The following is a 15,020-nucleotide window of genomic DNA, read 5'->3' as shown; positions in this document are numbered from 1 at the left end:
TTTTTGTTGAGTTTCTTTCTGTGAGCTGTAGAAAAAACTTGGAAATTGAAAAAAGTATTCTTAGCTAGTTAAAGAATGAATCACAAGGAGGAGCGACATGTACCGTTATGTCAGTTCGCCAAAAGCATCGAAGTACATAGTGCCACCACCACAGCATCGTGAGTTGTCGAGTATCGATGTGCCGGAGTCAGAACTAGAGATGCGTGAAATTCTGAACAATTGGTTTGCCGATGGATTGGCGCCCATCATTCAAAATGAAGACAATTACATCTCTGCTAATGAGCAACAGCGCTTTGAGCAGCTCAGCCGTACGGTGGGCGTGCTACTGCGTAATAAAGATTACTACTTTGCCACCAAGCGGATTCTTTCATTGTGGGAGCAAGACTGCTTAGAAACGACTTACGTTAATTATCTGATTTTACGTAGTGAGCGCATACCATACTTCGAATAAGTCCCATTTATTGGCTTGAAATAGTGGTTTACATGGTTTTCTTAGTAACTTTTGATACTTGTATTTAACATTTTTGTAAACATCGTTATATTTAAGGCTCATCGTTGTCAGGAGTTTATGGATGAACCTTACGATATCAGGGAAGTTGCAGCTCAGTTTTGTGCTGCTAGCCGTACTTTTTATGGCATCAGCGGTATTCACGTATCGCAACGTCACCACCGTAGAGCAATACGCCTCTTCGCTACTTAAATCCGATTTACCGACCGTAGACACCAGTCGCGGTATCCAACAGTCCGTTCAAGCGTCGTTGTCTTCTATTCGAGCCTACATGTTGTTAGGTGGCGATGAAGAGGCGAGCGCACGTCTGAGTGAGGACGTGCGTAATATCATGGCGTCAACAGACGAGTCGCTTCCGACTTTGCAAGCTTTGATATCTGAACAGGATTTTCAAGCGATTCAAAGCCAGTGGGACGCGGTAAAAGTTTCTTTAAACAAGCTGATTGAACTTAGCCACAGTGATGAGAACTTACCCGCGCACAACCTCTTTATTAACGAAGCGGCACCGATTGCAGAAGTGGCACTTGATCAGCTTCAAAGCTTAATCAATGAAGAGTCAGGAAACCCATTTGGTGGAGACAGAAAACGTCTGTTTAAAGTATACGCAGACAGTTATACCTCGCTCGCCAATGCTCTGTCTGCTCTGCGAGATTTCCTGTTGTACGGGCAGCAAGATCATCTGGACAAATACCACGACTTGATTAAGTACCACAATCAGTCTGTAGCGGAAATCGACAGCAAACTCGACAGACTTACCGATAACGACCAATCACTGTGGTCACTGTTTAAAGAAATGCAGCAACTGTACTTTCCTTTAGCAGAGCAGGTAATTGCATTGCGTCAGTCACCAGAGTGGAACGAATCAAACTTGCTGATGGCGAACGAACTGTTGCCAGCAGCGGATGCCCTAGACCAAAGTTTAGAAACGATCGTATTGGCTCAGCAAAGTCGTGCTGATCAAAGCGGGCAGGGCATTAATCAGTCAATCAAGAACGTACTCACTACCATGCTGATTGCGGCCGCGTTGGTTTTGTTTGCTGCAGTAGCGATTTCAAAATACATGGGCAACACCATTGGTCGCCGAGTGAAAAACTTATCGGAGCGAGCAAAGACGATCGCTTCAGGGGACGTTTCTCAGCCTCCGCTCACTGTTGTTGGGAAAGATGAATTGGCAGACCTTACCGATTCGATTAACCGCATGAACCAATCGTTAGCGAGCATTGTGGCAGGGGTGAGTGAGAAAGCGCACCAAGTGGATACCAGTATGGGGGCTTTGTTGGAATCGGCGCAAGTCACTTCATCGAATGTTGAACAGCAACAGACCAGCATTGTTGAAATGGGAAGCCAATTGGATGAAATCGCTTTAGCCGCGCGAAACACTCTAGATCAAGCCAATCAATCGGTGCAGAAGCTTTCTGATTCAAAAGGCGAGATTGAACAAGGTCGTGATGCTTTAGAGCAAAACAAAGTCACCATGGAAAGCTTGCACGGCAGCATTGAAACCGCGAGCACGCAAGTAACACAGTTAAGCAAAGAGAGCGAAGCTATTGGTCGAGTGACTGAAGTGATTGAAGGCTTGGCAGAGCAAACCAACTTACTGGCATTGAATGCGGCGATAGAAGCGGCGCGTGCAGGTGACCAAGGGCGAGGCTTTGCGGTGGTGGCGGACGAAGTGCGTATGTTGGCGACTCGCACTACTCAGTCGACGACAGAAATCAACGGCATCATCAATGCGATTCAACGCTCGACTAATTCGGTAGTTGAGGAAATTGAACACAGCCAATCACTTGCGGAGCAAGGCGCGGAGCACATTGAAAAAGCGGTAACTCGTTTGCTTGTTACTACTGAGCAAATTGGTTCATTGAATGAACAAATGGCAGAGCTTGCGGCAGCGGCAGAGCAGCAATCTCATGCGACCAATTCGATCACTGGATTAATGTCCGATATTACTCAATCAGTGGATGAGGTTTCGAATAACAGCCAACGTGCATCAGAGACATCATTGCAAGTAAAAGAGCAAGTTACCGAGCTGAATCAACAGATGGCAACTTTCAAAACGGCGTAGATAAGGTTTACATCTGTTCATCGACTTTTGAACGTTAACCAAATAGTAAAAAAGCCCCAATCCTTTTTACACAAAAAGGGTTGGGGCTTTTTGTTGGATGATACGCCGATATTCGTCTACTTGCTCATTGGATTTAGCTATTTAAATCATAGCTAAAACCAAATTTTCTTCACCGAGGTGGAATCGTAATATGACTCCATCGGCAGCAAATACTGCAAAAGAATTTTTAAACTTTATACCAATCCCGGTAAGAGAATCGTTCGTTACTACGATTGGTATCATCCTTCTAGGAGCAAGATTATGAACAAACAAGTAAGCCTAATTGGTCTAGACAGCGAACAATCAGCACAACTAGCTCAACAGCTAAATCAACTGCTAGCACATTACCAAGTGTTGTACATGAACTCACGCGGTTACCACTGGAACATCAAAGGTGCGCAATTCTTCGAACTGCACGTAAAATTTGAAGAGATCTATACGGATCTGCAAACCAAAATCGATGAGCTTGCAGAGCGTATTCTAACTTTGGGTCATACGCCAGCGCACGCCTTCAGCCACTACTTGGAAGCAAGTGAAATTAAAGAACATCAAAACGCGACTTCTGGTGAGGAGTGTATACAAGGTCTGGTTCAAGGCTTTAGCGTTCTACTTCTAAAACAGCGTGAGATTCTACAAAACGCGGGTGAAGCAGGCGACGAAGGTACCGCGGCATTGATGGGTGACTACATCCGTGAGCAAGAAAAATTAATGTGGATGCTTAACGCTTACCTACAAGGCTAAGCGACGCATCACCCGAGCACTCACTTGGGGGCGCATAAATAAATCGGGAATAAGTCAAAGGAGCACGCGAGTGCTCCTTTTGTTTATGAAAGTGCCTAGTTAGTCGTGAATGTGCTTAAAAGACTGAAAATGTTCGAGTAAATCGGTCAGTTCTGTTACAGCAAGAGAGGCGGAGTCGTGGAATTGTGCAGTCGTATTGTGGTGAACAAGACAGGATGGCATTTGGGCGTTGTATGCGGCTTGTAGGTCATAAAGGAAATCGCCCACATAAAGTACTTCATCTGGCATTAATCGCCACTCTTTGGCTAGGACTTGGAGCGATAAAGGATCAGGTTTTGCTGGGTAGCATTCACGAGTGAGGACATGTTCAACATCAATTCGGTTATGTTCCAACTTACGCTGCGTAGCGATCAAACAGTTGCGCGTTACTATCGCGGTTTTAACTTTATGCTGATGTAAGTATGCCAAAAGCTCGTGGCAACCCAGCATCGGAGATGATTGCTCAGCATCAGAAATTTCATGATCAAAGATAACATTGTGGGCATGCTCTCTCTGATGTGGATGGTCAAGCTTATCAACAAAATCCAATAAATCTTCGTTTTGTGGACAGCCTAGTTGCTGACGAAGATCTTTGAAGTTCATATCGGAGCTGACGAGTGTATTGTCTAAGTCGAAAATAACGGCTTTGACTCTTTCAAGTTTTAATGGAAAAGGAACCATGATGACCTCGTACGACTTAAACCAAGCTATCTTTCTAAAAACAAAAGGTTACTGTTAATTTTAGATTCAAACGTGTTACTTGTACGAAAATAAATCACTGATACGTCACAAATTAAATAGTCTCAATGATGTTGGTGTTTGATTACTTCTCTTCAAGACGGAAAATTTTGCCTGTATCTGTTGAAAAATAGACATAGCCATCCGGACTGATGGTGATATCTCTGACTCGCTCGCCAAGATTCTCCATCAATCTTTTTGATTCGGTGAGCTTGCCATTCTCAATAGAAACCACGTTGATGTGCGCCAGCTTCAAGGCACCGGCGAGGATTTTTCCATCCAACTCTGGGTACTTATCACCACGATACACCACCATATTGCTTGGCGCGATAGACGGAATATAAACCAACTTTGGGTCTTCCATATTCGGTAAGCTTTTCGCTTCTCCAACGTCTAACGGTCCCCAATACTCTTTACCCTGAGAGACTCTCGCCCAGCCGTAGTTTGCACCTTTCCTAATCAGGTTGATTTCATCACCACCACGAGGGCCATGCTCAATCGACCAAAGCTGTTTTGTTGCTTTGTCGTAAAACATGCCTTGTGGGTTACGGTGCCCGTAGCTCCATATTTCAGGGCGAGCCTCAGAAGTCTTGAATGGATTATCTTGTGGTACCGAGCCATCAAGATTGAGGCGAAGAATAGTGCCTGCATGGGTTTGAGTGTCTTGCCCATTATCGCGTTCGCCACGGTCCCCAATTGAGAAGTAAACCTTGTCATCGACAAACGCAATACGGCTGCCGTAATGACGGCTGGTGTCCGTGATGGCGTCGGCGACAAAGACGTCTTTCCAATCCACAAGTTGATTGTTTTTCAATTGTGCGGTCGCTAAGGCCACAGTATTTCCTTTATCGGTACGTTTGCTGTAAGTAAAGAAAAGTTGTGGATTTTGTGGAGCGGTATTCGGCACTAGAGCTACATCTAATAAACCAGCTTGCCCACTGGTGTTCACATTCGGTACTTTGAAGAGGGTTTGCTGTTTTCCCGACGCAATATTAAGTAATGAAACGGTGCCGTTTTTTTCATTCACGATCATTTGTTGCTTATCGAGAAATTCAATTCCCCATGGGATTTGAAACCCATTGGCAACCTCATTGGCACGATAGTCCGCAGCATCGATAGAAAAAGCTAGGCAAGCGAGTAGGGTCGCAGTGATAGTTCTCATGGTTCCTTCCAATATGAATCCAAGATACTTAAAAGCTAACACTAAAAGAGGACGTTTGGCAGGGTATGCGAATATAAAAAATCCCCAATACGAGATCGGGGATTGAATTAAGACTAGAGAATTGTTTACTTAGCGAGCCTACATCGCTTCTTCGAAGATCTTAGAGATCTCTTCGTGCGTTGCTTGTTTCGGGTTAGTGAAACCACAAGCGTCTTTTAGCGCGTTGTCCGCTAGGGTTGGGATGTCTTCTAGCTTCGCACCAAGTTCTTTAATGCCTGATGGGATGCCGACATCTTTAGCGAGCTCAACGATAGCATCAATGGCCGCCGCAGCACCTTGCTCTGCTGACATACCTTCAACATCAACACCCATTGCTTTAGCAACATCACGTAAACGCTCTGGACATACTTGCGCATTGTAACGTTGTACGTGAGGTAGAAGAATTGCGTTACATACACCGTGTGGCAGGTCGTAGAAGCCGCCTAGTTGGTGCGCCATTGCGTGAACGTAACCAAGAGATGCGTTGTTGAATGCCATACCTGCCATGAACTGTGCGTATGCCATTTGCTCGCGAGCTTCAAGGTTTTCACCGTTTTTCACTGCTGTGCGAAGGTGAGCTTGAATCAGTTCAATTGCTTTGATTGCTACCGCGTCAGTGATTGGTGTCGCAGCGATAGATACGTAAGCTTCGATTGCGTGTGTTAGCGCATCCATACCTGTTGCGGCAGTAAGAGACGCAGGTTTAGCAAGCATCAACTCGGGATCATTCACTGACATCAATGGTGTTGTGTGTTTGTCCACAATCGCCATCTTAATGTGGCGCTCTTCATCTGTGATGATGCAGAAACGCGTCATTTCAGAAGCAGTACCAGCCGTTGTGTTGATTGATACGAGAGGCAGCATTGGTTTTGCGGATTGGTCAACGCCTTCGTAATCGCCGATCTTGCCGCCGTTTGACGCTACTAAAGCGATACCTTTTGCACAATCGTGCGGTGAGCCGCCTCCGAGTGAGATAACGAAGTCACATTCGTTTTCTTTTAGTAAAGCTAAGCCATCATTAACGTTGGTGATAGTAGGGTTTGGTTGAGTGCCATCGTACACAACGGTTGCTACGTCGCGTTCAGTGAGAAGGTCTTGAACTTGTTTGACTACACCGATTTGGTTAAGGATCTTATCCGTAACGATCAAACCTTTTTTAAAGCCTTGAGATTGGATGCTGTCTGCTGCGTCTTTTAAACAACCAGCGCCCATTAGGTTTACCGTAGGGATAAAAAATGCACTTGTCATATTGGATAGCTCCGTCGTTATTTTTAATAATCTTTCTTAATTTGCCATTTACTGTCGCACACTCGTTTCCAGATTGAAGTTGATCTGAAGCAAGTTTACCTATTTAGAGGTATTTGCAAGAGAAAAACTGTGACAGTGATCTTGTTGCACAGCGTATAGGTGCAACACAGATATAAAGTAGAACAAATATGAAACCATTGACGCAATCGATTGGCAGAAATTGATATCTAATACGGATATATCTCTAAATTAGACTAAAGTATAAAAAATCCCCATTAATAACTTAACTATCAATGGGGATGGGAGGTAGGTTTATAAGTTATCTATCAATAATTAGGCAATTTCAATCAGCTTTGATACTAACTTTTCGATACCTGATGCCGCTTGAGAGATATTCTCTGCCAACATATAAGCAGGGGTTGAGAGAACGAGGTGTGTTTCATCAAAAACGATATCCTCGACAGAGCAAGTGATGTGTTCACCGCCCATTTGATTAAATGCTATCGAGATCGCTTCATCGTTGCCTACGGTGCCTTTCACGCCTTGATCATAAATCATCGGAATAATGACAGGAGAAATACACAGATAACCTGCTGGCTTTTTCGCATGAGCGAATGAGCGACATGCTTGAGCTACGTGTGTATTAATCGAGCACTCAGCCCCTGATACTGCGAAGTCAGTGAGGTTTTTAGCGGCACCAAAACCGCCAGGTAAGAGTAGGGCATCAAACTCATCTGGATTCAATCTTGCAACATCATCAATATTGCCACGTGCAAGGCGTGCAGATTCCACCAACACATTTCGTGTTTCGTCCATCTCTTCGCCAGTTAGATGATTAATCACGTGTAATTGATCGATGTTAGGAGCAAAGCAATGCCATGATGCACCTTCTTTTTCAATGGCATGGAGTGCTAATACGGCTTCATGTAGTTCTGTGCCATCGTAAACACCTGAACCACTGAAGATAACTGCGACTTTTTTCATTTGAGAATTCCTTTAGTCTGAGGTTTCCGTTTGTTGCTCTGTTTCTTTTAGATGCTGAGTGCTCGAATCAGTTTCGGCGATTTCGCTATCGTCGTCTTCTTCATCATAGTAGCGCACAACAAAAGGTGTAAGCATAACACTCGAGGGCAGAAAATGTTTCATATCGACTCCAACTGCGTAATGGAGTGATTTTTATACTGATTTTTATAAAACAGTACGTTGAACCTGATCATTTTTGAGTTAAGCTGATGTTTCCTTTGGCATTCGTGAGTGGTAGGTCACATGAAATCAGTGCAATTTCGTTTCACACTTTATGGTTGTATTGCCATCCTCTCTTGGAGTTGTTTACTTGGCATTGCCAGGTTGGTAACCGAGAGCCTAGGTCCCGTGGGCGGGGCGGCCATGTTGTACTCTCTCAGTTCTATTTTCCTTCTTATCGTAGTTGGCATTCCGAAGTTATCGTACTTTTCTCCAAAGTATCTCGTGCTTGGTGGCGCGATGTTCGTTTGTTATGAAATATTTCTCGCTTTATCTCTGGGATATTCCAACTCGCGTGCGCAGGCTATTGAGGTGTCGATTGTCAATTATCTTTGGCCAGCTCTCACCGTTTTGTTTGCGGTCTTAGGCAGTAACAAAAAAACAAACTGGCTGCTTTATCCAGCGGTTGCGCTGGCGTTTATCGGAGTCGCGTGGACGGTGAGTGGTGAGAATGGCTTATCCGTTACTCAGATTATGTCCAATGTCAGTAGTAACCCTTTGGTGTACTTTATGGCTTTCGCAGGAGCAGTTATATGGGCCTTTTATTGTAATTTAACCCAGAGGCAGCAATCCAAGCATAACGCGATTACGTTGTTTTTCATTGCTACTGCTGTTTCGTTATGGGTGAAATATGCGTTTGCTGATGAGCCAGAGATGACTTTTTCATTGGAAGCAATGGGCTACCTTTTTGCTTCTGCGGCGTTGATGGCTGGTGGTTATGGTTTGTGGAACATCGCGATTGTTGGCGGAAACATGGTCTTTCTTGCGACACTTTCTTACTTTACACCCATTTTCTCTGCGCTATTTTCTTCCATTATTCTTGGTGTGACGTTGAGCCCGAGCTTTTGGCAGGGGGTTGTGATGGTTACGGTGGGCTCTTTGCTTTGCTGGGTTGTCACCAAGGAGAAGCGTGAAGCTGCAGGTTAAACCAAAATTATCTGGTTTTATCTTTGCGCTGTATGCTCAAATGACAGAAAGAAAAAAGCTCCCTCGGTCGGGAGCTTTTTCTTTCGTGCTCTAACAGTTTGCGACGTTTAAATGGAGTTGCAGTTTAAATCTGTGTTTCGACAGACGTTTCGTTAACTGAGTACGAGTTTGTTCCAACTTATCTAATGCGATGGTGTCGTCATCGACGTGCAAATCGATGTTAATACGAAGCTCTTGGCCCACTTTAGTGATACCCGCTAACTTCAGCTGGTGGTCAGATGTTTTTTCTATCTCTAGTACATCATTGCCAACGACCTGACATAGCTCTTTGCTTGGTGTCATCATTAGTAGCTCACGTAGTGCACCAACCAACATATCAAAAGGAACTTTCAGAAAGTAGAAGCCCATTAGCACCATCATCATAGGATCGGCATAAACCGCATATTCAGCGAATGGCGTTAGTGATACAACCCAAGCAGCAACAAATCCTACCGTCACCGCTACACTTAATAGCGTATCCATCTGCCACTGTTTTTTCTCTGCTTCAATCAAGCCTGATGAGAAGCGACGGCTGCGTTTCGCCATAAACCACCAAGCGTAACCACAACCGATGACGTTTACGATGCCGAATAGAGTGGCAATAGAAGCATCGACTTCACGGCCTCCGGACATCAATGCTGAAATTGCAGAGTAAAGAGAAAAGCTTACAACCACTAAAATAACAGCCGCTTTTATCGCAATAACGATTGGCTCTAAGACCGCTTTTCCAAATGGGAATACAGATTTTGAGGGCTTGTTAATATAGTAGGAAGCGGCCAGTGACAATAAAGTTAACAGTAAGCTGACCAAAGAGTAAACACCGTCAAAAACGATGACAATTGATCCTACAAGCAAGCCAAGTACCATACCACCAGCAGCGAACCCAGATGCTAAAAGGGCTGAAATGGTTAGAATACGGTTTTCGTTTTTGCTTGTCCTGTCACACATAAAAGATGCCTTTAAATTTTAATACCTTACTATTCTTCTCGCATAAGGTAATTTAGGCAACCACTAAGTGAGCAGGTTCTAATCTAAAAAGTTGCGTTTTTGTTTATGTTCTTATAAAACAATGACTTGCTGCATGATTGTGGTGCCAATAAAATTGGCGCTCACTGATAAAATGTTTAGAAGTCAAATAAATACTCGCTCAATTTATCCGCTAACCATGTCATTGCTGGGTGCTCAGTTTGACCGTTAGGTGAAAACATACAGTAGTCTTCTTGTGTCAATCCGTATGTATGCTTGATAACGGCGAGCTTTTGCTGGCGAAGGTAATGGCGGATTAATGGTTCTGGCAGTACACCCCAAGCGTCTTCTTCTAAGATGGTGTTGAGCATGTAGTCAAAACTCGAAAAGCCAATGTATCGAGTCGAGAAAGGCTGCAGTTCAGGGTTGTCTTTCTCATTTAGGTACACCATCAACGCTTGCATCTGGCTGCGCAGATCTTCGTCTGAGACTCGGCGCATCTTACTTAGGCGGTGTTCTGCACTGCATACTGACATCATACGTATCTTGCCTAGTGGGTTATACACTATACGAGGATCGTCGACGCGCTCATAATCAACACCAAAGGCAAAATCCACTTGGTGGGTACTGACTAAGTTGGCTAAGTCGCCACTGGATGCCAAGATTAAGTTGAAGGTTGTGGAAGGGAAGCGGTTATTCAGTGTATGAGAAAGCTCCTGCCAGAGATCATCAGGTAAGGAGTCGTCACGTGCAACCCAAACTTCCGCGTTAAAACCTTCTGAGATTTGAGCACAGGTTTTTCTTATCCGCTGTGCGATGATAAGTAGGTGTTCGCAATCTTTGTAAATGGCTTTCCCAGCTTCAGAGAGAGTGAGCTGGTTGCCAGTTCGGGTAAACAACTCAACGTTGAGATCTTTCTCTAAAGCCTTAATCGACATACTGAGTTTGGTGCGATTACAATCGAGTTGCCTTGCTGCTTCAGAAACAGAACCACACTCAGCGATGGTGCAGAAGGCTTCTACTTGAGTTAAGTTCATGATTTGACACAACCAATAAATGAATTCAAATAATTTGGGTATTATGCAGATATGCTCCCAAAGCCGTGAAAGATTATCGAAAAAAACGCGAATCCGCCAGATAAGTCTATGGTCTTTTAACGGTTTTGCGGTAATCTATGTGGGTTACAAAAAGTGAACATGGAGGCCACGATGGCACAAGATTGGGACGGCTTAGCAAAAAACTGGGAATCAAATCCAGCAACAGAGCAATTTGCGCAGTCGGTGTTTGAGCAGTTACAACAGCTAACTCAGCTTGATGGCATTAAAGTACTAGATTTTGGATGCGGAACCGGGCAGTTAAGTCAACGATTGTCACCGATGGTTAAAGATATCGTAGCATTAGACGCATCGGAAGCCATGATTGAAGAACTCGATAAAAAAGAGCTTGCCAATGTAGAACCTGTCGTAGATGCATTGTCTCGCGGCTTGGTCGCTCAGCATCCAGCGTTTCGTGGACAGTTTGACCTAGTAGTTGCATCGTCAGTTTTAGCGTTTGTGGAAGACTTAGACGCGTCATTAAAAATCTCGCATTCTTTACTTAACCACGGCGGTTACTTTGTTCATTTTGATTGGATTGCAGAATCTGAACAAGACGGTTTTACCCTTGCGAAGTCTAAACGTGCTTTGAAAGATGCAGGTTTTACTGAGGTGGAATCGCAACACGTTTTTGACATTACATCTGACGGTAAAACAATGTCGGTATTAATGGGGCTTGGTCGCCGTTAAGACTGAATAAAGAACACCACATGATAAAAGCGAGCTACCTAGCTCGCTTTTTTCTTATCGGTTGAGGGTATGTACTCAAGTTAATCTCACTTGTTCTTCAACCTGTCGCTGCGGGTGTAAGCAAAGTGGTTCTCTAACAACCAAGTGTTCTGAGGTTATTTTGGGGCGACTATCCTGCGTATCTCCTCCAATACTTCAGGGTTGGCTATTGCGCCTAAATTTTCTACGCTCCGATTGTTAACGACTTGCTTAACGGCTAACTCAACCAATTTTCCCGAACGGGTCTTAGGTATATCGCTTATTGCGTAAATTGCACTAGGTACATGTCTTGGAGAACATGCAGATTTTAGCTGTGCTTTGATGGAGGCGATCATCTCGTCGTTGAGCTCTATCCCTTTCATTAATTGGACAAACAGCCATATTTGTTCGTTGCGATCGACTTCTTTTCCTACTGCGATGGAATCTAGAATACCGTCTATACTGTTCACTTGCTGATAGATTTCGGCTGTGCCGATTCTTACGCCACCGGGATTCAACGTGGTATCACTTCGACCATAAAACACGTATCCACCAACGCTGGTTTGTTCAACATCGTCGCCGTGGTGCCAAATATTGTCGAACTTATCCCAATAAGCACGATGATATCTTTCCCCGGTGTCGTTCCAAAAGCCAGCGGGGAAGTTGGGCAATGAATTGGCACAAACCAACTCACCGCGCTCTCCAATTACGCTATTACCTTGTGGGTTAAAGACTCTGACATCGACCCCTAATCCCGCTGATTGGCACTCTCCTCGATAAACGGGAGAAATAGGGTTGCCTAACACAAAGCAGCCACAAATGTCTGTCCCGCCTGAGATCGATGCGAGGTGGATATCTTCTTTAATGTGCTGATAGACATAATCAAACTGTTCTGGATACAGAACTGAGCCCGTTGAGCAAATGGTTTTCAGACTTGGAAATGCATCACTTTTCGGCGGAGAAAAAGAAACTTTTTCCAATGCCTCTAGGTATTTCGCCGAAGTTCCAAACAGCGTCACTTCGGCTTGTTCAGCGAGGTCCCAAAGCACGTTATGAGCGGGATAAACAGGGCTACCATCAAAAATTACTAAACATGCGCCGCTCGCGAGTGAAGAAACGTGCCAGTTCCACATCATCCAGCCGCAGGTCGTGTAATAAAACACTCTGTCGTTAGGTTGGATGTCGCAATGCAGTTGGTGCTCTTTCAAATGGTTAAGCACTGTTCCGCCGACGGAATGAACGATGCATTTCGGTTTGCCTGTCGTGCCTGAAGAATAGAGCACAAATAGCGGATCGTTAAAATTAACACGAGTAAAAGTTAGCGCTTCGGGTGTGTATTGATTCAGGACGTTTTGCCAATCTTGAGTGCAGACGTCGCATTCAAAAATGTGTGGTTTAAGGTAGCTAATTTGGCAAACCTGTTTAAGACCATCAAGATGATCCGCAATATGCTGGTTTTTCTCAGACATATCGAAAGTTTTGCCATTGAATGTATAGCCATCACAAGTAAACAGGATTTTAGGTTTCACTTGACCAAAGCGCTCCAAAACGCTTTCAACGCCAAAATCAGGTGAGGTAGAAGTCCAGGTTGCCCCTAAACTGGTGGTGGCTAACATGGCTATCACCGTCTGAGGTAAGTGAGGCAAATAACCAGCGACGACATCACCTTGCTTGATTCCACATTCTTTCAACCATTGCTGGACACTCGAAACTTCTTCACACAATTGTTTCCATGTGTAGGTTTGCTTTTCTTCACGTTCATTTTCAAACCAAATCGCGAGATCATCGGGTTGGTGACACGCGTAGGTTAGCAAGTTTTCGGCGTAGTTAATTTGTGCGTTTGGGAACCATTTTATGTCTCTATTTTTGACGGGTTGCTGCCAGCGACTTTCTGCTTGCTCCTTTACGGTCTCTCCTTGAGTACCAATGACGTCGCAGAATAACCAGACTTCTTGCCAAAATTTTTCCACATGATCGAGCGACCATTGATGCAGATCGGCGAAGTTTTCAATGGTATTTCCTTGTCGATTAATGTGTTTAATAAACTGTGTGATGTTGGCTTCTTCGATACGACTTTCGCTCGGTTGCCATACTTTGCTGCTCTCGCGCATAGGTCCCTCTATAACAAAGTGGTAACAGATTTTAGTTTGAGAGGAATACACGATAAAGTCAAACAAGCTAGATATTATATCGTGTCATAAAAATCATGCAGTTACGACGTGTTGTAAACAATATGTTACATCGAATCGATACTGAGAAAATCGTGTAGGGATTGGAAGCTCTTAAGACTGCAGATAGGCTTAATGTAAAGGATTTGTTAATGGAGATGTGCCATGACTCAGTATCGTTCTAAACCCGTAAACCAGGAAGGCAGGGTTGAATGGAGCCGTGAAGAAGACGCCATTTGGCGAGATTTGGTAACACGACAAATGGGTGTGATCCAAAACAGAGCTTGTAAGGCTTATTTACACGGTTTAACGCTGCTTGATTTACCTCAAGACCGCGTTCCTCAATTGCCAGAAATTAATCGTGTCTTGATGGAGACAACAGGTTGGCAAGTGGAGCCCGTTCCTGCGCTTATTGACTTCGACCGTTTTTTTAATCTGCTCGGTAATAAGCGCTTTCCCGTCGCCACATTCTTGCGTACCAGAGAAGAGTTCGATTACTTGCAAGAGCCGGATTTCTTCCACGAAATATTTGGTCATTGCGCGATGTTAACCAACCCAGATTTTGCTGCATTTACCGAGCATTATGGTCAACTAGGGCAAGCCGCTACACCAAAACAAAGAGCCTATCTTGCTCGTCTCTACTGGTTTACCGTAGAGTTTGGCTTGGTGAAAGAAGGGGACAAAACCAAAATTTACGGTGGTGGTATTCTCTCATCTCCTGGCGAAACCCTCTACGCATTAGAGAGTGATGTAGCAATTCGCGACCCATTTGAATTACAAACTGTGTTGAGAACGCCCTATCGTATCGACATCATGCAACCGAAGTACTACGTGATTGATGACTTTTCTCAGCTCTTTAAAATCAGTCAGTTAAATTTATTGAAACAAGCCGATCTAGCGATTGAAGCTGGACTGCTTCCTCCACTTTTTGAACCAAAGGAACCTGCTCATGTTGAATGAACAAAAATGCGAAGCTTGTAGTATCGATGCCATTGCACTAAGCAAAGAAGAACAACAATCTCTGCTGCTGCAATTGTCTGATTGGCAGATCATTGAAAGAGAAGACATACCTCAACTAGAAAAGGTGTATAAATTCAAAAACTTCAAACAAGCATGGGCTTTCAGTAACAAAATCGCGGAACTGGCAGAAGATGAGTTCCACCATCCTTCTATTTTGTTGGAGTGGGGTAAGGTCACCGTAACGTGGTGGAGTCACTCTATCAAAGGTCTGCATAAAAACGATTTTATCTGCGCATCAAAGTGTGACGCACTAGTATCGGCAGAGTAGGACATTACC

15 protein-coding genes are annotated in these 15,020 nt (G+C 44.2%); 7 read left to right on the top strand and 8 right to left on the bottom strand.

The annotated features are described in order from the left end of the window. Positions 1-97 precede the first annotated feature (97 nt). The 3 genes from NB463_RS19500 (at position 98) to NB463_RS19490 (ending at position 3,353) form a co-directional block, all read left to right on the top strand. Positions 98-451 carry a hypothetical protein gene (locus NB463_RS19500; protein WP_005375589.1) on the top strand — a complete coding sequence of 118 codons (354 nt, stop codon included), beginning with the start codon at positions 98-100 and terminating at the stop codon, positions 449-451. A gap of 121 nt (positions 452-572) precedes the next feature. Further along, on the top strand, positions 573-2,573 hold the full coding sequence (locus tag NB463_RS19495) for a HAMP domain-containing methyl-accepting chemotaxis protein (protein ID WP_258432071.1): 2,001 nt from the start codon (positions 573-575) through the stop codon (positions 2,571-2,573). Between the two features lie 300 nt (positions 2,574-2,873). Beyond that, entirely contained in the window at positions 2,874-3,353 is a 480-nt protein-coding gene (locus NB463_RS19490; protein WP_258432070.1) for a Dps family protein, read from the top strand. 99 nt (positions 3,354-3,452) lie between these two features. On the opposite strand, the gene NB463_RS19485 is transcribed toward NB463_RS19490, so the two are convergent. The 5 genes from NB463_RS19485 to NB463_RS19465 all read right to left on the bottom strand — a co-directional run bounded on the left by NB463_RS19485 (position 3,453) and on the right by NB463_RS19465 (position 7,725). Continuing rightward, complete coding sequence (locus tag NB463_RS19485; RefSeq protein ID WP_046873693.1) at positions 3,453-4,073, bottom strand: HAD family hydrolase; 621 nt, start codon at positions 4,071-4,073, stop codon at positions 3,453-3,455. A gap of 142 nt (positions 4,074-4,215) precedes the next feature. Beyond that, positions 4,216-5,292, bottom strand: coding sequence for a PQQ-dependent sugar dehydrogenase (locus tag NB463_RS19480; protein ID WP_074189933.1), 1,077 nt, complete (start codon positions 5,290-5,292; stop codon positions 4,216-4,218). A gap of 138 nt (positions 5,293-5,430) precedes the next feature. Further along, positions 5,431-6,579, bottom strand: coding sequence for an L-threonine dehydrogenase (gene yiaY, locus NB463_RS19475; protein ID WP_005391135.1), 1,149 nt, complete (start codon positions 6,577-6,579; stop codon positions 5,431-5,433). Positions 6,580-6,912: 333 nt separating this feature from the next. Then, positions 6,913-7,563: an isoprenoid biosynthesis glyoxalase ElbB gene (elbB, locus tag NB463_RS19470; RefSeq protein WP_074189934.1), complete on the bottom strand. Its 651-nt coding sequence runs from the start codon at positions 7,561-7,563 to the stop codon at positions 6,913-6,915. 12 nt (positions 7,564-7,575) lie between these two features. Then, the gene (locus NB463_RS19465; protein WP_006742043.1) at positions 7,576-7,725 is read right to left on the bottom strand and encodes a hypothetical protein; all 150 of its coding nucleotides are present in this window, start codon (positions 7,723-7,725) and stop codon (positions 7,576-7,578) included. Positions 7,726-7,845: 120 nt separating this feature from the next. On the opposite strand from NB463_RS19465, the gene yddG reads away from it, so the two are divergent. Continuing rightward, entirely contained in the window at positions 7,846-8,748 is a 903-nt protein-coding gene (yddG, locus tag NB463_RS19460; RefSeq protein WP_074189935.1) for an aromatic amino acid DMT transporter YddG, read from the top strand. Positions 8,749-8,838: 90 nt separating this feature from the next. Here the strand turns inward: yddG and NB463_RS19455 are convergent, their stop codons facing one another. Next, positions 8,839-9,735 carry a cation diffusion facilitator family transporter gene (locus NB463_RS19455; RefSeq protein WP_005391129.1) on the bottom strand — a complete coding sequence of 299 codons (897 nt, stop codon included), beginning with the start codon at positions 9,733-9,735 and terminating at the stop codon, positions 8,839-8,841. Between the two features lie 176 nt (positions 9,736-9,911). Further along, positions 9,912-10,790 (bottom strand): LysR family transcriptional regulator, encoded by an 879-nt coding sequence (locus NB463_RS19450; protein WP_006742040.1) that lies wholly within the window; start codon positions 10,788-10,790, stop codon positions 9,912-9,914. Positions 10,791-10,961: 171 nt separating this feature from the next. Here NB463_RS19450 and NB463_RS19445 point away from each other — a divergent pair, with 171 nt between their 5' ends. Continuing rightward, entirely contained in the window at positions 10,962-11,537 is a 576-nt protein-coding gene (locus NB463_RS19445; RefSeq protein ID WP_006742039.1) for a class I SAM-dependent DNA methyltransferase, read from the top strand. Between the two features lie 155 nt (positions 11,538-11,692). On the opposite strand, the gene NB463_RS19440 is transcribed toward NB463_RS19445, so the two are convergent. After that, complete coding sequence (locus NB463_RS19440; protein WP_258432069.1) at positions 11,693-13,666, bottom strand: acetoacetate--CoA ligase; 1,974 nt, start codon at positions 13,664-13,666, stop codon at positions 11,693-11,695. 222 nt (positions 13,667-13,888) lie between these two features. Between NB463_RS19440 and phhA the strand changes: the two genes are divergently transcribed. Together phhA and NB463_RS19430 are read left to right on the top strand one after the other, a co-directional pair. Then, a complete protein-coding gene (gene phhA, locus NB463_RS19435; RefSeq protein ID WP_005391119.1) occupies positions 13,889-14,683 on the top strand; it encodes a phenylalanine 4-monooxygenase in 795 nt (264 codons plus the stop codon). After that, a complete protein-coding gene (locus tag NB463_RS19430; RefSeq protein WP_104976512.1) occupies positions 14,673-15,011 on the top strand; it encodes a 4a-hydroxytetrahydrobiopterin dehydratase in 339 nt (112 codons plus the stop codon). The genes phhA and NB463_RS19430 overlap by 11 nt, the downstream gene beginning before the upstream one ends. The last annotated feature ends 9 nt before the right edge of the window (positions 15,012-15,020 follow it).

This window comes from Vibrio sp. RM-41-2B (assembly GCF_024744415.1).
GTDB lineage: Bacteria > Pseudomonadota > Gammaproteobacteria > Enterobacterales > Vibrionaceae > Vibrio > Vibrio diabolicus.
The sequence above is the reverse complement of the archived record's forward strand: the minus strand, read 5'-3'. Positions and strand labels throughout refer to the sequence as shown.